12 protein-coding genes are annotated in these 18,222 nt (G+C 70.7%); 6 read left to right on the top strand and 6 right to left on the bottom strand.

What is annotated here, in order from left to right; translation table 11 throughout:
* The first annotated feature begins 16 nt into the window (after positions 1-16).
* Positions 17-1,249: a TraB/GumN family protein gene (locus tag D3A60_RS08560; protein WP_119718263.1), complete on the top strand. Its 1,233-nt coding sequence runs from the start codon at positions 17-19 to the stop codon at positions 1,247-1,249.
* Positions 1,250-1,326: 77 nt separating this feature from the next.
* Here the strand turns inward: D3A60_RS08560 and D3A60_RS08565 are convergent, their stop codons facing one another.
* From D3A60_RS08565 to D3A60_RS08575, 3 genes are read right to left on the bottom strand one after another with little or no spacing between them, the layout of a single operon-like run.
* Positions 1,327-4,452 (bottom strand): efflux RND transporter permease subunit, encoded by a 3,126-nt coding sequence (locus D3A60_RS08565; protein ID WP_119718264.1) that lies wholly within the window; start codon positions 4,450-4,452, stop codon positions 1,327-1,329.
* A complete protein-coding gene (locus D3A60_RS08570) occupies positions 4,449-7,991 on the bottom strand; it encodes an efflux RND transporter permease subunit (RefSeq protein ID WP_231120449.1) in 3,543 nt (1,180 codons plus the stop codon). Before D3A60_RS08570 ends, D3A60_RS08565 begins: the two co-directional genes overlap by 4 nt.
* 13 nt (positions 7,992-8,004) lie before the next feature.
* Positions 8,005-9,132, bottom strand: a complete 1,128-nt coding sequence (locus tag D3A60_RS08575; RefSeq protein ID WP_119718265.1) for an efflux RND transporter periplasmic adaptor subunit — start codon at positions 9,130-9,132, stop codon at positions 8,005-8,007.
* A gap of 259 nt (positions 9,133-9,391) precedes the next feature.
* On the opposite strand from D3A60_RS08575, the gene D3A60_RS08580 reads away from it, so the two are divergent.
* Positions 9,392-9,793, top strand: coding sequence for a c-type cytochrome (locus D3A60_RS08580; RefSeq protein WP_119718266.1), 402 nt, complete (start codon positions 9,392-9,394; stop codon positions 9,791-9,793).
* 11 nt (positions 9,794-9,804) lie between these two features.
* On the top strand, positions 9,805-10,245 hold the full coding sequence (locus D3A60_RS08585; protein ID WP_119718267.1) for a c-type cytochrome: 441 nt from the start codon (positions 9,805-9,807) through the stop codon (positions 10,243-10,245).
* Positions 10,246-10,347: 102 nt separating this feature from the next.
* On the opposite strand, the gene D3A60_RS08590 is transcribed toward D3A60_RS08585, so the two are convergent.
* Both D3A60_RS08590 and D3A60_RS08595 read right to left on the bottom strand, forming a co-directional pair.
* The gene (locus tag D3A60_RS08590) at positions 10,348-12,087 is read right to left on the bottom strand and encodes a hypothetical protein (RefSeq protein ID WP_119718268.1); all 1,740 of its coding nucleotides are present in this window, start codon (positions 12,085-12,087) and stop codon (positions 10,348-10,350) included.
* A gap of 19 nt (positions 12,088-12,106) precedes the next feature.
* Positions 12,107-12,703 (bottom strand): NfuA family Fe-S biogenesis protein, encoded by a 597-nt coding sequence (locus D3A60_RS08595; RefSeq protein ID WP_119718269.1) that lies wholly within the window; start codon positions 12,701-12,703, stop codon positions 12,107-12,109.
* 103 nt (positions 12,704-12,806) lie between these two features.
* On the opposite strand from D3A60_RS08595, the gene D3A60_RS08600 reads away from it, so the two are divergent.
* Positions 12,807-13,148: a 4a-hydroxytetrahydrobiopterin dehydratase gene (locus tag D3A60_RS08600; RefSeq protein WP_119718270.1), complete on the top strand. Its 342-nt coding sequence runs from the start codon at positions 12,807-12,809 to the stop codon at positions 13,146-13,148.
* 34 nt (positions 13,149-13,182) lie between these two features.
* Positions 13,183-13,602 carry an energy transducer TonB gene (locus D3A60_RS08605; protein WP_119718271.1) on the top strand — a complete coding sequence of 140 codons (420 nt, stop codon included), beginning with the start codon at positions 13,183-13,185 and terminating at the stop codon, positions 13,600-13,602.
* A 16-nt stretch (positions 13,603-13,618) separates the two neighbouring features.
* On the opposite strand, the gene D3A60_RS08610 is transcribed toward D3A60_RS08605, so the two are convergent.
* Positions 13,619-14,578, bottom strand: a complete 960-nt coding sequence (locus D3A60_RS08610) for an RluA family pseudouridine synthase (RefSeq protein WP_119718272.1) — start codon at positions 14,576-14,578, stop codon at positions 13,619-13,621.
* Positions 14,579-15,087: 509 nt separating this feature from the next.
* Between D3A60_RS08610 and rne the strand changes: the two genes are divergently transcribed.
* Entirely contained in the window at positions 15,088-18,177 is a 3,090-nt protein-coding gene (gene rne, locus D3A60_RS08615) for a ribonuclease E (RefSeq protein WP_119718273.1), read from the top strand.
* Positions 18,178-18,222: the final 45 nt, after the last annotated feature.

Genomic DNA, 18,222 nt, shown 5'->3' on the forward strand with positions numbered 1-18,222 from the left:
ACCGCGGGTGCCTGCCGTGAGCGACGCGCGACCGATCGACGCCGTCCTGGCCGACCAGCCGCACGCCATCGTCGAGCGGGACGGCGTGCGCTACACGCTGCTGGGCACCGCGCACGTGTCGCTGGCCAGCGTCGAGGCGGTGCGCGACGCGATCGCCTCCGGCGCGTTCGACACCGTCGCGGTCGAACTCGACCCGCAGCGCCTGCAGGCGCTCAGCGATCCCGACGCGCTAGCGCGGCTGGACCTCGTCCAGGTGATCCGTACGGGCCGGACGGCGTTGTTCGCCGCCAACCTCGCCTTGGCCGCGTACCAACGTCGGCTCGCCGAGCAGCTCGGCATCGAGCCGGGTGCCGAACTCAAGCGCGCGGTGCTGGAGGCGCGCGAGCGCGACCTGCCGGTGCACCTGATCGACCGCGACGTGGGCCTGACCTTCAAGCGCGCCTCGGCGCGGCTGGGCTGGTGGCAGCGGGCCAAGCTCGGCGGCGGGATGATGGTCGGGTTGTTCGTAGACGACGAGGTCGGCGCCGAGGACATCGAGAAGCTCAAGCAGGGCGACATGCTCGAGTCGAGCTTCAGCGAGTTCGCCAGCGACAGCCCGGCGCTGTACGAAACGGTCATCGCCGAGCGCGACCGCTACATGGCTGCGCGCCTGCGCGAGGCGGCGGTGGTCGCGCCGACGGATGGACCGCGCCCGCGCGAAGTGCTCGCGGTGATCGGGGCCGGCCACCTGCTCGGCATGGCCCGCCACCTGCGCGAGGACACTGAAGCCCCCGAAGCCCTCCGCGCGGAGCTCGAGGCGTTGCCGAAGAAGAGCGACATCCCGTGGTTCACGATCGTGCTGGCCACGTTCGTGCTCGGCGGTTTCGCGTGGGGTTTCTGGCGTGGCGGCGTCGACGTGGGCTCGGACCTGCTGCTGGCGTGGGTGCTGGCGACCGGCATACCGGGCGCGATCGGCTGCGCGATCGCGCGCGGCCACCCGCTGAGCATCCTGACCGCGTTCGTCGCCTCGCCGATCACCCCGCTGCACCCGGCGCTGGCGTCGGGCACGCTGAGCGCGCTGGTCGAAGCCTGGGTGCGCGATCCAAACTACGCCGACTTCATGGCGCTGCGCGACGACGTGCAGCACTGGCGCGGCTGGTGGCGCAATCGCGTGGCGCGGATCCTGCTGAACTTCTTCCTGACCAGCCTCGGCACGGCGATCGGCGTGTGGCTCGGCGGCGCGCAGCTGATCGGCAAGCTGTTCGGCTGAGCCGGCAGGCGTCGGAAAAGAAACAGGCGCCGCGATGATCGCGGCGCCTGCGTGTGGAACAACAGATGCCGACGGCGTCAGCCGTCCGCACCGCCCGCAGTGATCGCGGTCACCGCCGCGGCCGGCACCCGCCCGCGGCCGCTGCGCGCACGGGCCAGCAGGCGCGTGGTGCCGCTGCGCAGGTCGTCGAGGATCGCGTAGATCGTCGGCAGGAACAGCAGGCTGACGATCGTCGAGAACGCCAGGCCACCGGCGATCGCACGCGCCATCGGGTAGTACGCCGGGCCGTCGCCGCCCATCTGCGTGCTGCCCATCGCGATCGGCACCATCGCCAGGATCGCCGTGCCCATCGTCATCAGGATCGGCCGCAGACGCTCGCGGCTGCCCTCGACCAGCGCATCGGTGCGCGACAGACCGCGCCGGCGCAGATTGTTGATGTGCTCGATCATCACGATGCCGTTGTTCACGACCACGCCCATCAGCACCAGGATGCCGATGAAGGCCATGATGTTGAACTCGGTGCCGGTCAGCCAGAACAGCCAGAACACGCCGAACACCGAGAACACGACGCCCGACATGATCGCCGACGGGAACAGCAGCGACTCGAACACCGCCGCCATCACCACGTAGATCATGACCAGCGCGATGACGAGGTTGAACATCATCTGCTTCATCGCCTCGTCGTCGTCGCCGAAGCCGCCGCCCTGCTCGAACGTGAAGCCGTAGCCGGCCGGGAACGAGATCGTCTTGAGCGTCTCCTCGATCGCCTTGCGCGCCTCCGGCGGCGTGGTCTTGTCGACCAGGTTCGCCTGGATCGTCAGCGCGGTCTGGCGGTTGGCGCGCTGGATCTCGGTCGCCGCCGGCTTGACCGACACGTCGACCATCGCCAGCAGCGGCACCGAACGCCCGTCGGGCGCGCGCACCGTGAACGAGGCGATGTCGGCCACGCCGTACTGCTCGGCGCCGGCGAAGCGCACCCACACCGGGACCTCGTTCTCGCCACGCTTGAACTCGCGCAGCGGCGCGCCGCGAAGCGCAAGACCGACGAACCGCGAGACGTCCTCGGCGCTGAAGCCGAACGCGGCCGCGCGCTCGCGGTCGACCCGCACCGACAGCTCGCTGTTCTGGTCGCCGGCGTCGACGCGGACGTCGCGCAGGCCCTTGGTGCGCGCGAGGATCGGGATCACGTCGCGCGCCAGCTCGTTGAGGGTCTGGGTGGAGTCGCCGATCAGGCGAACCTGGATCGACTGGCCGCTCGGACCGCCACCGCCGCCACCGGGGCCGTCGTTGTTGCCGACGCCGATCGTGGCCCGCGCGGACTTCGGCAGCTCCTTGCTCATCTTGTCGATCAGCGGCTTGAGCTCGCCTGCGGTCTCGGTGTCGAACGTCACCCGCGTGGCCGCGCCGCCGTCCTCGCTGAACCACGAGTACAGCTGCTCGATGTGGAAGCGCTCGCGGTTGGCGTCGAGGAACTGCTCGACCTTGAGCACCTCGTCCGACATCTGCTCCTTCGTGTAGCTGCCCTTGAACTGGTAGAACACGTTCGTCTCGGCGCCTTCCTCACCGCCGAACATGTTGACCTTGGTCATCTTCATCGGCACCAGGCTGACGAGGATGATCAGGACGATGCCCATCACGCTCTTGCCGCGGTGCTCGAGCGTCCAGCGCAGCAGGCTGGCGTACCGCCGCTGCAGCCGCGGGATGATGCCGGTGTCGCTGCGCACGGCCGGCGGCGTCTTCATCCGCGCCGACGCCATCGGAATCAGGCTGACCGCGACCAGCCACGAGGCCAGCAGCGACACCGAGATGGTGATGGCGATCTGCGACATGTAGATGCTGATGAAGTTGCGGTCGCCGAACAGGTTCGGCACGAACACGATGCAGTGGCACAGCGTGCCCGCCGACAGCGCGATCGCCACGTGGCGGGTGCCGAGGATCGACGCGAGTCGCGGGTTGCCCGGGTTCTTTTCGCGCTCCTGGTAGATGCTCTCGACGACGACGACCGCGTTGTCGACCAGCATGCCGATGGCCAGCAGCAGGCCCATCATCGACAGGATGTTGAGGGTCACGCCGGCGAAGTACATGAAGCCCAGCGTCATCACGAAGCAGATCGGGATGGCCAGCGTGACCATCAGCGTCGATGCCCAGTGGCGCAGGAAGAAATACAGCACCGCGATCGACAGCAGCAGGCCGATCAGGCCGGCCTCGGCCAGTTCGAGCAGCGACGAGGTGACGTTCTCGCCCTGGTTCTCGATGATCTTGACCTGCACGTCCTGCAGGGCGGGCTCCTTGCGGATCTCCTCGACCTCGTTGAGGGCGTTGCGCGAAACCTCGACCAGGTTCGCGTTGCGCTCCTTGAACACGTCGATGCCGACAGCCGGCTTGCCGTCCAGCCGCCGCCCGTAGTTCATCCGCGCCGGCTTGAGCCGCACCTCGGCGATATCGCGCAGGCGCGTGCCCTTGCCGTCGATCACCAGGTCGCGCAGCTCCTGCAGGTCGTTGAGCTCGCCGATCGGCTGCACGCGCAGGCGCTGTCCGCCGTCGTCGATCTGCCCGGCGGACACCGAGAAGTTGACCGCCTGCAGGCGGGTGTTGAGCTCATTGATGCCGACGTCGTGGGCGGTCAGGCGGTCCGGATCGATCGCCACCTCCACTTCGTTCGGCGGCGCACCGGAGATTTCCACGCGGGCGACGCCGGGGATGCGCTCGAGCCGGCGCTTGAACTCGCGCTCGATCATGTCGTACGCGCCGGTCAGATCCGTCGAGCTGGCCAGCCGCACCCGCAGCACCGGCTGGTCGGTGGTGGAGAACTTGAGCACGAAGTAGCGCTGCAGGTCGTCGGGCAGCTCGTCGCGGATCGCGTCGATCCGCTCGCGCGCCTCCGACGCGGCGATCGCCACGTCGCGGTCCCAGTCGGAGAACTGCAGGAACACGTTGGCCCCGTCGGCACGGGCCGACGAGTCCATGCGCTTGACGCCCGACATCGTGGAGATCGCTTCCTCGACTGGGCGCAGCACGGTGCGCTCGACTTCCTCCGGCGTCGAGCCGGCGTACGGCACCTGCACGAAGATGAAGGGCGGCGAGACCTCGGGGAACGCCTCCAGCGGCAGTCGCAGCGCGGCGATCAGGCCGATCACGAACAGCGACACGAACAGCATCACCGCCGTGACCGGGCGCCGGATACTCAGTTCGGCGACGCTCATGCGCGACCGCCCTCCGGCGCCGTACCGGAGCCGATCGCACCGTCGTCCAGCGCATCCTGGTCATGCGACAGCGCGTCGGCCGCCTCGGCCCGCTCGCGGCGCGCACGGCGCCCGCGCTCGCGGTAGTACTCGTCGGCGCGGCGGTCGAGCAGGTCGTACACGATCGGGATCACCACCAGCGTCAGCAGCGTCGACACCAGCAGGCCACCAATCACGGTGATGGCCATCGGCGAGCGCACTTCCGCGCCCTCGCTGCCGAACAGCGGCGCGGCGGCCAGCGGCAGGAAGCCGAACAGCGTGCACAGCGTGGTCATGATGATCGGCCGCAGGCGCGAACGGGCGCCTTCCACCAACGCCTCGCGCTTGGCGACGCCCTCTTCGCGCAGCTGGTTGACCTTGTCGATCAGGATGATCGCGTTCTTGGTCACCAGGCCGACGAGCAGAATCACGCCGATGAACACCACGACCGAGATCGACGAGTTCGTCAGCAGCAGGGCGAGCACCGCGCCGACCAGGGCCAGCGGAATGGTGAACAGGATGACGAACGGGTGCAGCAGTGATTCGAACTGCGACGCCATGACCAGGTAGACCAGGAACACCGCCAACGCGAACGCAAACAGCAGCGAGTTGATCGATTCGGTCAGCTCCTCGCCCTGGCCGCCGATGTGCATGCGCACGTCGGCACCGAGCGGCTGCGATGCCACCATGTCCTCGACCTCCTGCACCGCGGTGCCCAGGTCGATGTCGCGCAGGTTGGCCGAGACGATCGCCACGCGCACCTGGTCGGCCCGGTGGATCTCGCTGGGGCCGGTGGTGGCGACGACGTCGGCAACCGCGTCGAGCGTCACCGGCCGGTCGCTGCCGGGGTTCACGATCAGGCGCTTGATGCCTTCGAGCGAGGCACGGTCGGACTCGCGGGCGCGAACGAGCACGTCGATCTTGCGGTCGCGGAAGCTGTAGCGGGTGGCCACTTCGCCGCGGACCTTCTGCACGACCACGTCCGCGATCTGCCGGGTGCTCAGGCCGAGCGCGCCGGCACGGTCCTGGTCGAAGCGGATTTGGATCTCCGGGAAGCCCTGCTCGACCGTCGAGGTCACGTCGGCGTAGTTCGGATTGGCCCGCAGCAGGGCCGCCATCTGCTGGCCGGCGCGCTCGATCGATGCGAGGTCCTGCCCGCGCAGTTCGATCTCCAGCGGTGGCGAGAAGCTGAAGAGCTCCGGACGCGAGAAGTCGACCTGGGCGCCCGGATGCTGCTGCATCGTCGCGCGCAGGCGCTCAGTCTGTGCGACCTCGATCTCCTTGCTGCCGCCATCGGCCATCACGATCGACAGCTTCCCGATGTTCTCGCCGCTTTCGGTCGGGTTGGCATCCAGCCGCGTGCCGCTGCCGCTGACGCCGAACATCGCGCGGATTCCGTCGTCCTTGGCGTGCTTGAGCTGGAGCTCGCGCACCAGCGCATCGGTCTCGCGCAGCGGCGTGCCCGGCGGCAGCTTGACCGTCATCTCGAAGCGGTCCTGCGCCAGCTGCGGGATCAGATCCGCGCCCAGCATCGGCACGGTCGCCAGCGTCAGCACGAACGCGGCCGCGGCGGCGCCGAGCACCAGCGTCGGGCGCTGCAGCGCGGCCGGCAGCAGGCGCAGGTAGCTGCGCTCGGCCCGGCCGTAGGGCGCCATCGCGATGTCGCTGAGCTTGCGCATCACCGGGCCGACCACGGCCACCACGCCGCGCCAGAGCCGGACGAACACCCAGGCGATGCCGAAGAAGAACCCGCGCACGGCCGTACCGACGCCTCGGCGCGCCACGGCGACCGGCTTGAGCACGCGCGAGGTCGGCTGCCACTGCGGATGCGGGGCCTCGTCGGCAAAGGCCATCGGCGGACGGCCCTTGAGCGCGCTGAGCATCGGGATCAGCGTCATCGACACGACCAGCGAGATCGCGATCGCGATCGCCACGGTCAGGGCCTGGTCGCGGAACAGCTGGCCGGCGATGCCCTGCACGAACACCAGCGGCAGGAACACCGCGATCGTCGTCAGCGTCGAGGCCACCACGGCCATGCTGACTTCGCGCGTGCCTTCGATCGCCGCCTCGAGCACCCCGAGGCCGCGCTCGCGCGCCTTGGCGATGCTTTCCAGCACCACGATCGAGTCGTCGACCACCAGGCCGGTGGCGAGCGCCAGGCCGCCGAGCGACATCACGTTGAGGCTGAGGCCGAACTGGCCCATGAAGAAGAACGTCGCGACGATCGAGACCGGCAGCGACAGCGAGATCACGAACGTGCTCCAGCCGTCGCGCAGGAACAGGAAGATGATCAGGATCGCGAGCATGCCGCCGATCACCGCGTCCTTCTTGACGTCGCTGATCGCGTGGCGGATGAACTGCGACTGGTCGTCGATCGTGGTCAGCTCGACGTCGTCGGGCACCTGCTCTTCGATCTCTTTCAGGCGCGCGGCAATGGCGTCAGCGGTCGCCACGGTGTTCGCGTCGCCTTCCTTGTAGATCGCCAGCTCGACGGCCTCCTTGCCGGCCAGGCGGATGATCGCCTCGCGCTCCTTGTAGCCCTGGCGAACGTCGGCGACGTCCTTGAGGCGCACCGGCATGCCGCCGGCGATCGCGCCGGACGACGAGCCGCTGGCGTTCTGCACCGATGCCGCAGCCGCCATCGACGCGGCATCGCCGCTAGCCGCGGCCACGCGCGCCATCTGCTGCGCGGCGGTCTCGGCCGCGCCGCCGCCACCGGACTGGGTGGTGACGAGCATCTCGCGCATCTCGGCGACGCTGGCGAACTGGTTCACCGTGCGCACGAGGTAGCGCTGCGAGCCTTCTTCCAGCCGCCCGCCGGAGATGTTGATGTTCTCCTGCTTCAGCCGATTGACCACGGTCTCGACGGGCAGGTTCAGCTGGGCGAGCTTCTGCTGATCGATGTCGACCTGGACTTCGTCCTCGAGGCCGCCGCCGACCTTGACCGCGGCCACGCCCTCGACCGGCTCGAGCTTTTTCTTGAGGTCGTCGTCGGCGTAGCGACGCAGCGCGGTGAGCTGGCGGATCGCCTCTGCCTCGTTGCCGGCGTTCTTCGGCGACAGCGCCAGGCGCAGGATCGGCTCGGTCGACGGGTTGAAGCGCAGCAGCACCGGCTTCTTCGCTTCGAGCGGCAGCTGCACGACCTCCATCTTGTCGCGCACCTCCAGGCTGGCCTGGTCCATGTCGGTGCCCCAAGCGAACTCGAGCACGACGTCGCTCTGGCCCGTGCGCGAGACGGACTTGAGCTTGCGCAGCCCCTTGACCACGCCGACGGCCTCCTCGACCGGCTCGGTGATCAGCGTTTCGATTTCCGACGGCGCCGCGCCGGTGTATTCGGTGCGAACGGTCAGCGTGGGGTAGCTCAGGTCGGGCAGCAGGTTGACCTTGAGGTCGCCGAGAGCGATCAGGCCGAACAGCACCAGCGTGATGGTCATCATCGCGATGGTGACGCGTCGGCGCGTCGAGAACTCGACGAGGTTGAACCGGCCGTTGGAGCCGTCGGTGTCGTGGGCGTTGCTCACGGGGCCCCCTGGCTCAGTTCTTCTTCGCGGCCGGCGCGGCAGCGACGGCCTTCTTCGGCGCCGGCTGGCCGATCACCTGCACCGCCGTGCCGTCGCGCAGCGCGGTCTTGCCGGCGACGACGACCTGCGCACCCTCGGCCAGGCCGGAGCGCACTTCGACCCACTCGCCATCCATGTAGCCGAGCTTGACCGGCACGCGCGCCGCCTTGCCGTCCTTGACGGTGTAGACGGCCGGGTCGCCCTCGTCGTCGAGCAGCGCAATGCGCGGCACGACCAGCGCGTCGGCGCGGCTGTCGTAGTCGATCTTGATGCGACCGAACATGCCGGGTTGCAGCAGGCCACCGCCGTCGAACGCGCAGATGACGCGGAACGTGCCGCTGCCCGAATCGACGACCGGGGACACGCGGTCGACCACGCCGGTGAAGGTCTTGCCCGGCAGTGCGTCGACGGACAGCCCGACCGGCAGGCCCGCCTTCAGCGTCGCCAGTTCGCGCTCGGGCACGTTCAGCACGGCCTCCAGGCGCGAGATGTCGACGATGCGGAAGATCGGCGTGTTGATCTGCACGAAGTTGCCGGTCTTGATCGAACGCGACGCAATCACGCCGGAGATCGGCGCGACGACGTTGGCGTACGACAGCTCGAGGTTGGCCATGCGGTTGGCCGCACGCGCGCTCTCCAGGTCGTAGCGCAGCGTGTCGTTGTCGTTGGCGCTGAGCAGCTTCTGCTCGGCGAGCTGACGCGAGCGCGCGTAGTTGTTCTCGAGCTTGCGCATCGTCGCGGCGGTGCGCGCGGCCTCGAGCGCGGCGCGGGCCGAGTCCAGGCGCACCAGCACCTGCCCGGCGCGGACCTGCTGGCCCTCTTCGACCATCACGCTGAGTGCGACGCCCGAGGTCTTGGCCACGACCTGGGAGTCGGCCAGCGCCTCGAGCGGCGCCGTGCCGGTGTAGCTGGCGGCGACCGCGCGGCGGCTGGCCTTGGCGACCTCCACCGGCACGGCCTCCGGCGCCTTCTGTTCGTTGGCCTTGGCCTGCGCCTCGCCGTTGCCGCCGCCTTTGCAGGCGGCCAGCGCGACGGCGCAGGACAGGGCGAGGACGGCCGCGCGCAGGACGGGCTGGCGGCGGAGAGCGTGCATTGCGGACATGATGGGGGCCCCTGGAACGGTTCGACTTTCGGCGTGTATGCCGGTGTTGTAGCTAGGTATATCACCCGCCTCCGGATCCACCATCTCCCGAAGGTCATGGTGACCTGCGCCATGCTCCCCATGAGGGATGCGTCGACTGGCGTGTTCGTTGCATCGGCGTCGCAGGCTATACTTCGCGCCTTGTGCGCAACGCCCCGCCCGACAACGGCTGCAGGGCTCCGCGCGATCCTTCTGCCAGCCATTCGAGAGTGCGCAATACATGACGCGACCGCTGACGATCGCCGCCTGCCTTGCCGTGACCACGGCCGCCCTGTGGGCGACCGCCACTGCCCAGGAAGCCGCCCCGAGCCCGGCCGCGCCGGCCGCCGCACCGACCGCCACGGCCGCTCCCGCGCCCGCCGCGACCGCAACCGGCGACGCCAAGCGCGGCCGCGAGCTGGCCTACACCTGCCAGGGCTGCCACGGCGTGACCGGCTACAAGAACGCGTACCCCAGCTACCACGTGCCCAAGATCGGCGGCCAGAGCGAGGCCTACCTCAATGCCGCGCTGCTCGAGTACCGCAAGGGCACGCGCAAGCACCCGACCATGCAGGCGCAGGCGCAGAGCTTCTCGGAGCAGGACATCGCCGACATCGCCGCCTTCCTTGCCAGCGTGAAGTGAGTAGAACCGACATGACGAAGTCCACCCTCGCCATCGCCCTGCTCGCCCTCGCGCTCGGCGCCTGCTCCAGCGAAGCGCCGAAGGAAGGCGCCGAAGCCCATGCGTCCACCTCGTCGTCGGCCGGACTGCCCGCCGGCAACATCGCCGCGGGCGAGAAGCTCGCCAGCACCAAGGGCGCCAGCGGCCAGGCCTGCGTCGACTGCCACGGCGCCGAAGGCAACGCGCCGATCGACGACACCTACCCGAAGCTCGGCGGCCAGTACCACAGCTACCTTGCGCATTCGCTGCAGGCCTACCGCAGCGGCAAGCGCGAGCACGCGCTGATGTCGAGCCAGGCCAAGGAGCTGACCGACCAGCAGATCGCCGACCTCGCCGCGTACTACGGCTCGCGCGACGGCCAGCTGGCCGACCTCAACGGCGTCACGCTCGAGAGCCAGCGCGCCGCGAACTGATCGCCGGGCACCTCCACGGCAAGGCAAGAAGGCCCGCGAAAGCGGGCCTTTTTTCTGGCGTCCTGCTATCGCGCGCGCCGCGATGCATGCGCTGACGAGCCGCTACGGCGTCGGCCTCACCGAACCGTTGTCCTCCTGGAGTTCCGGCTTGAAGGGAATGTCGGGCGGCGGCCGCGCCGACGCGGGCTGCTCGTTGAGGTTCGGGTCGCTGACCGTGCAGCCGCCCGCCGCCTGCAGCAGCGATACGACGCATTCGAGCTTCTTCGTGGTGCCCGGGATCGGCACCATCACCTTCTTGATGCCCTTGCTGACCCACTCCTCGAGCAGGTTCTGGTGCGGGCGCCAGTACTGCTCGAACCGGGTGGGCTCGAACTCGTTGGGGCGGCGCTTCAACCACGTGCCGGCGCGGTCGAGGTCGGCGATCTCGTCGGTGATCGTCCCCGGCGGTTGTCCGGGCGACGCCGATCCGGGCGGGCCCGGCACGCGCAGGCTGCCGTCCGGGTTGTAGAGGCCGGGCCGCCCGCCGGCCTGCGCGCCGGGGCGGTTGCGGTCGGCGTCGCCCCAGTCGTCGGATCGGCGCGTGGTCGGGAACGCGCCCGGCGTCGGCGTGCTGCGAGGCCCCACGCCGGTTTCGCCGGCGCGTCCGGCCGCGTTCGGTCGCGTCGCCGCGCTGCGCGCCGACGCGGCGGCGGGACCCGATGACGGCGTGGCGGCCGTCGCGCGAGGCGCACTCGCGGTCGACGCCGCGGTCGACGCCGCGGCCGGCGCAGCGGTCGCGCTCGGCGTCGCGCTGCCCGGACGCGGCTGCGGCGTCGGCACGTCGACGCGGCGGACCTGTGGCGTACGTGCGGCGAGCTCCGGGGCCGTGATCGGTCGCACCGGCACCTCGCGCGCGGGCAAGGTGGGCCGCTGCAGCGGCTCCGGAATCGCGCGCTCGGAGACCGTCGGCGAGCGCGCCGCCAGCGCCGGATTGGCCATCGGTCGCGGCGGGATCTCGCGCTGGATCGGCTGCACCGGTTCGGCCACCTCCCGCGCGCTGACGTTTGGCGTTGGCGCGCGCAATTCCGGCGCGGCCGGGTCCGTGCGCGGGCGCAGCGTCGGTGGCGGCAGCACGAACGTCACCGGCTCGTCATTGCGGGGCTCGGTCACCGCGACGGGCTGCTCCGCCACCGGTTCGCTCGGCGCGGGCAGCTGCGGTTCGGGCACGTCGCGCTGGGCGATGTCGGGCAGCGGCGCCTGCAGGTCCGGCGTCGCCTGCGGGGGTTGGCTGGGCATGGGCAGCGAGGGCAGCGCCGCACTGGCGGCGGATTCACTCGCCGCCTCCTGCGCCGGCTGCGCGGACGCGTCCGGTTCGCTGTCCTGCAACTGCGGGGGCGCGTCGCCGCCGCCGGGAGCTTCGGGCGTGCCGTCACCGATGTACTCGACCTGCACGACCGTCTCGCCTTCGCGCGTAATCGGCACGCCGAGGAACTGCAGCAGCGCCAGCCAGAACAGCATCGCGCCGAGGACCAGGTGGATCAGCCCGGTCATCGCGACTGCGAACCGGCGCAGCCCGCGCTCTTCGGGAATCGGCGCATGCCACTGCTGGCGCCACATCGCGCCGAATGCCTGCCAGCGCGTCAGGTCACCGACCCGGCGCGGCGCCGGGCGCGGCGCGCGCTGGGCCAGCACGTCCACGATGGCCGCCGGCGGCACGCCGGTGACGCGCCCGGGACGCATCGCCATGTCGGCGAGCCAGACTTTCCACCCGGGCGGGAACTCGCCGGCGGTGCGGTGTCGGTGCGGCGCCTGCAGCAGCAGGCGGCGCTGCAGGGCCTGGATGAGGTCGGCGGCAGTCAGCATCGGCGACGCCGCGCGCCGGTCAGGCCGCGCTGTCGCGGCTGATGTACGGCGCGCTGCCGCTGTCGTGGTCGGTCGCGTCGCGCACCGCGGTGACGCCCGGCACCTGTTCCATCAGCGTCTTCTCGATGCCCTGCTTCAAGGTGACGTCCGCCATGCCGCAGCCGTGGCAGCCGCCGCCGAAGCGCAGCACCACGACGCCGTCCGAGGTCACTTCCTGCATGGCGACGTGGCCGCGGTGCTGGGCAAGCTGCGGGTTGATCTCGTGCTCGACGACCCACTGCACGCGCTCGACCAGCGACGCGGCGGCCGCGGGCGCGACGCCCTTGATCTTCGGTGCGCGGATCTGCAGCTGGCCGCCGGTGCCGCTGGTTTCGTAGTCGATTTCCGCGCCGTCGAGGTAGGTCACGCTCGGCGCATCGAGCCACAGCGTGAAGCCCTCGCAGTCGATCGCCCATTCGTCGCCGCGCAGATCGCCCGGCTCGGCGAACTCGAGCCGCACGTCCGCCTTGCTGGTGCCAGGATGGATCGCGGCCAGCCGCACGCCCAGGCCGGGCAGCGCTTCGCGCTCGATCAGCCGACGGAAATGGGTTTGCGCGGATTCGGAAATCTGGATCATGCGGCTATTCTAGCGGGGTCCGCGCGACGGTTCGCCACGCCTGCACGGTCCGACAACCCACGATGTGGTTTCGTTCACTCGCCACGCCAGCTGCGGGAATCCCATGTCCGACCTCGTCCCCCTCGCCCACGCCCACTGCCTGCCGCGACGCGGCGTGGAACACCGACTGACGGAGGCGCGCGTGCGCGAGCTGTTGCCGGAAGTGGCCGGGTGGGAACTGGTCGAGGACGGCCACGCGCTGTCCCGGACGTTCCGCTTCGACGACTACCACCGCACGATGGCCTTCGTGAACGCGCTGGCGTTCATCGCACACCGCGAGGACCACCACCCGGACCTCGGCGTGCACTACGACCGCTGCGTGGTGCGCTTCTCGACGCACGACGTCGGCGGCCTCAGCGAGAACGACTTCATCTGCGCCGCGAAGGCCGCGGCGCTGGTCGAGTGAGGACGAATCGATGACCCGCCCGCTGGTGTCCTCCATGACCTCCATGACGTCCGCCGCGACGCTGGTCGCCCTGCTCGCGCTCGCCGGCTGCGGGAGCGACTCGGCCGCCCCTGCCGCGCCGGCCGTGCCCCCGACCGATCCGCAGGCGATCGAAACGCCGCCGCCGGACTATCCGCTCGAACTGGCCTGTGCCGGGGTCGATGGCCAGGCCACGCTGCAGCTGACGATCGGTCCCGACGGCCGCGTGGCCGGTTCGCGCCTGGAGCGCGGCAGCGGCAGTGCCGCGCTCGACGCGCTCGCCCAGCAGGCCGTCAAGCGCTGGCGCTTCGAAGCGGCGACCCGGGGCGGCCAGCCCGTCGAGGCGCGGATCCGCGTGCCGATCACGTTCAACGCCCCGGCCGAACGCCCGCAGGCCTGCTTCGCCCTCGACGCGGGGCGCGCGCCGGCGCAGTAACCGGCCGGCTGCGCCGCTAGGCGAGCCGATCCAGCACGTCGAGCAGTTCCGGCGCCAGCGGTGCGTTCAGCGCGTACGGCGCCTTGCCGCCGTCGAGCGCGAACTCGAGCGTCGACGCGTGGAGGAACAGCCGCTTCAGCCCCACCTGCTCACGCAGCCGCTTGTTGGCCGCTTCGTCGCCGTACTTGTCGTCGCCGGCCACCGGATGGCCGATGTGCTGCGCATGCACGCGGATCTGGTGCGTGCGCCCGGTCTCGATGCGGACCTCGCAGTACGACTGCCCACCGCGGCGCTCGAGCACCTTGAAGTGGCTCAGCGACGCCTTGCCGTCGCGGTGGACCTGCACGTGGCGCTCGCCGCCCTGGCGCAGGCCGATGTGCAGCGGCGCGTCGACCGTCATCACGCCATCGGGCATGCGGCCGGCCAGCAGCGCCAGGTAGCGCTTGGCGATGCCGCCGTCCTCGCGCATCAGCGCCTGCATCTCGGTCAGGGCCGAGCGCTTCTTGGCCACGATCAGCAGGCCGGAGGTGTCGCGGTCGAGGCGATGGACCAGTTCGAGCGTCGTGTTGGGGCGCAGCGCGCGCAGACTCTCGATCGCGCCGTGGCTGATGCCGCTGCCGCCGTGGCTGGCCAGCCCGGACGGCTTGTTCAGCGCCAGCAGGCGGGCGTCCTCGAACACGATCGCCGCGTCCAGCGCCGCGAGCAGCCCCTTCGGCGGCGGCTGGCGCTCGCCGGCCTCGGCCAGCCGCACCGGCGGAATGCGGACCTCGTCCCCGGCCTCGAGCTTGCGCTCGGCCTTGGCCCGTCCGCCGTTCACCCGGACCTGGCCGGACCGGACCAGCTTGTAGACCAGCGAGCGGGGGGCGCCCTTGAGCTGCCCCAGCAGGAAATTGTCCAGCCGCTGGCCCTCGCGGTCGTCGGACACGCGCACGGTGCGGGCGCCGGGTCCGGCGGCAGGGGGGGCGGGATCGGTCATTCCGTGGGGGTTATCTGATACACTCGCGACGCGAGATAAGGTTTTGATTTCGCAGGGAGTTGCACCCGTCCTCGGCGTCATCGCCTCGGCTGCGGTGCAGGGCCAAAAGCCCGACCTGCGATTCCGGTCCGCGACTAACCACTGCCCACGGGGCAGCCATGTTAGCAGCGGCGGATCGGCGGAACCGGACTCGCCCGGTGTGTCAGACACCGGCGATGAACACGCCCCCGAGCGCCGCGCCTGCCCAGGCGGGAGGCGGCCGCCGGGATCGAACCGCGCGACGTCCGCGTCGCCGGCCCCGCAATTTGGACAGCAACAACAAGCGCTCCCGCGGTCCGCCGTGGTGTTGAAGCGCTGGAGATTCGAGGTCCCGCCGGCGCTGGCGTGGTGGCTTGCCATCGAGCAGCGACGCACGATCCGCGACGGGGGGACGTCGTGACCAGAGGCGAAACGCCAAGGCGTTCCGCGCGCCTGCCCTCGGGCAGGAGGAAGCGCGCGAGGACGCAATCATGAAGCGAATGCTCATCAACGCGACGCAGGCGGAAGAACTGCGCGTCGCCATCGTCGACGGCCAGAACCTGTACGACATCGACATCGAACAGCCGTCGAAGGAACAGAAGAAGTCCAACATCTACAAAGGCAAGATCACCCGCCTGGAGCCGTCGCTCGAGGCCGCCTTCGTCGAATACGGCGCCGAGCGCCACGGCTTCCTGCCGCTGAAGGAAATTTCCCGCGACTACTTCGCCGCCGGGGTCGACCACAACAAGGCCGGCCTGAAGGAGCTCCTGCGCGAAGGCCAGGAAGTGGTCGTGCAGGTGGACAAGGAGGAGCGCGGCAACAAGGGCGCCGCCCTGACCACGTTCATCTCGCTGGCCGGCCGGTACATGGTCCTGATGCCGAACTCGCCGACCGCCGGCGGCGTCTCGCGCCGGATCGAGGGCGACGACCGCGCCGCCCTCAAGGAGGCGATGGACAAGCTGCAGATCCCCGACGACATGGGCGTGATCATCCGCACCGCGGGTGTCGGCCGTGACGCCGAAGAACTGCAGTGGGACCTGGATTACCTGCTGCAGGTCTGGAAGGCGATCGCCGAGGCCGCGCTGACCAAGCCGGCGCCGTTCCTGATCTACCAGGAATCCCGCCTGATCATCCGCGCGCTGCGCGACTACATGCGCCCGGACATCGGCGAGGTGCTGGTCGACACGCCGGAGATGTACGCCGAGGCGCGCGAGTTCGTCGAGCAGGTCATGCCGCACAACCTGCGCAAGCTCAAGCACTACACCGACGACACCCCGCTGTTCAACCGCTTCCAGATCGAATCGCAGATCGAGAACGCGTACGAGCGCACCGTGCGCCTGCCGTCCGGCGGCGCGCTGGTGATCGACCAGACCGAGGCGCTGACCGCGGTCGACGTCAACTCGGCGCGCGCCACCAAGGGCGGCGACATCGAGGAAACCGCGTTCAACACCAACCTGGAGGCGGCCGAGGAGGTCGCGCGCCAGATGCGCCTGCGCGACCTCGGCGGCTTGGTGGTGATCGACTTCATCGACATGTCGAGCAACAAGCACCAGCGCGAGGTCGAGAACCGCCTGCAGAACTCGCTGCGCTCCGACCGCGCGCGCGTGCAGATCGGCCGCATCTCGCGCTTCGGCCTGCTCGAGCTGAGCCGCCAGCGCCTGCGCCCGAGCCTGGGCGAGTCGAGCCAGATCGTCTGCCCGCGCTGCGAAGGCCACGGCCGCATGCGCAGCGTCGAGTCGCTGTCGCTGTCGATCCTGCGCCTGGCCGAAGAGCACGCGATGAAGGAGAACACCGGTCAGGTGCTGGTGCAGGCGCCGACCGAGATTGCGACCTACCTGCTCAACGAAAAGCGTCGCGCGCTCAGCGAGATCGAGAAGCGCCACGATGCGCCGATCGTCATCGTCGCCGACGAGCAGCTGCACACCCCACACTACGAGGTCACCCGCATCCGCGAGAACGAGCTCGGCGAGGAAACCAGCAAGCCCAGCTACCACCGCGGCACGCCGCGCAAGCTGCCGACGCACGCGCTGACCAAGGCCCACCTGAACATCCCGGACCTGCCGGCGGTGACCAACGTGAAGCCGAGCCAGCCGGCGCCGATGCGCGAGCCTCGCGAGGTCGCCGCCGCCCCGGCGGCACCGGCCCCGGTCCCCGCGCCGGTGGCGACCCCGACCCATTCGGTCGGCGTGGTCGAACGCATCCTGCGCTTCTTCCGCGGCAGCCAGCCCGCGCCGGCGGCGCCGGCGCCGGCGCGTGAGCGCGACGGTCGCGTCAACCGCAACGAGCGCGGCGACCGCAACGGACCGCGACGCGACGGTCGCCCCGGCAACAAGCCGCAGGGCGGACGCGACGGCGGTCGCCGCGACGAGGGCCGTCGCGACGACAACCGTCGTGACGAAAGCCGCCGCGACGAGTCGCGCCGCAACGCGCCCGCGCAACCGAAGGGCGGCAGCGCGCCGCAGCAGCCTGCTCGTGCACAGGAGCCGAAGGCCGACAAGCAGGCGCAGAAGCCGCAGGCGCAGCCCAATGCGCCGCGTCCGCCGCGCGAACCGCGTCCGCCGCAGGCTCCGAGGGGCGAACCCCGCGAAGCAAAGGTCGAGCTGAAGGTCGAGCAGCCGGGCGTCGCCACGGCGCCGGTCGAAGCGCCGAAGAAGATCGAAGCCGCCTCGCCGGCCGTCGAGGCCGCTGCCGCGGCGTCGGTTGCCGCGCTCGCCTCCGTGGAGGCACCGGCCGGCGCCCCGGTCGATGGCGACGAGGCGCATGCAGCGGCCGGCACCGCCGCTGACGGCACCGAGAGCGGCGCACGCCGCCGTCGCGGCCGCCGTGGTGGCCGTCGCCGCCGTCGCGGTGGCGCCGAGGGTGCCGCCGCCGGCGGTGCCGAGGGCGTCGACGACGGCAGCTTCGACGACGCCAACGGCGACGACGAACTGGGCGCGATCGACGAAGTGCCGGGCGCCCCGGCGCACCGCTCGCAGCCGGAGTTCGACTTCGACGACGAGTTCGACGCCCCCGCCGCCCCGCAGCCGCGCGCCGAGCGCAAGCCGGCACCGGTGGCCGAGGCGGTTCCGGTCGCTGCGGCTGTCGCCCCGGTCGTCGCCCAGGCCACGACACCGGCTGACGCCGCGGTTGCCGCGTCGTCGCCGGAGCGCGAAGAAATGCCCGCCGTCGCGGACGACGTCGTGATCGCGACGCCAACGCCGGTCGAGCCGATCGCCGTCGAAATCGAGCCGGTCGCGCCGGTGACCGTGCCGGCCCCGGTCGTCGTCGACGCTCCGGTCGTGGAGTCGCCCGCCATCGACGCGATCGCAGCGGAGACGGCCGCGGTGGAGTCGCCGGCGTCGCCGGCCGAAGCCGCCGCAGCCGCCGCCGCGCAGCCTGACATCGTCGCGACGGCTCCGGTCACCCCGGCGCACGCTGACGCTGCATTCGCAGCGGAAGCCGCGCCGAGCGCGGCCCCCGTTGCCGAGCCCGAGGCCGTGGTCGAGGCCAGCGTGCCGCGCACCGCAGGCCTGTTCGACGCCCATCCGGCGCCGGACGCGGACCGCAGCGGTCATGACGAGGACGACGTGCGCCGGATCTGATCCGTCACGCACGCCCGGAAACGCAGAAAGGCCGCGAGCGATCGC

This window comes from Cognatilysobacter tabacisoli, assembly GCF_003586305.1.
Taxonomy (GTDB): Bacteria; Pseudomonadota; Gammaproteobacteria; order Xanthomonadales; family Xanthomonadaceae; genus Cognatilysobacter_A; species Cognatilysobacter_A tabacisoli.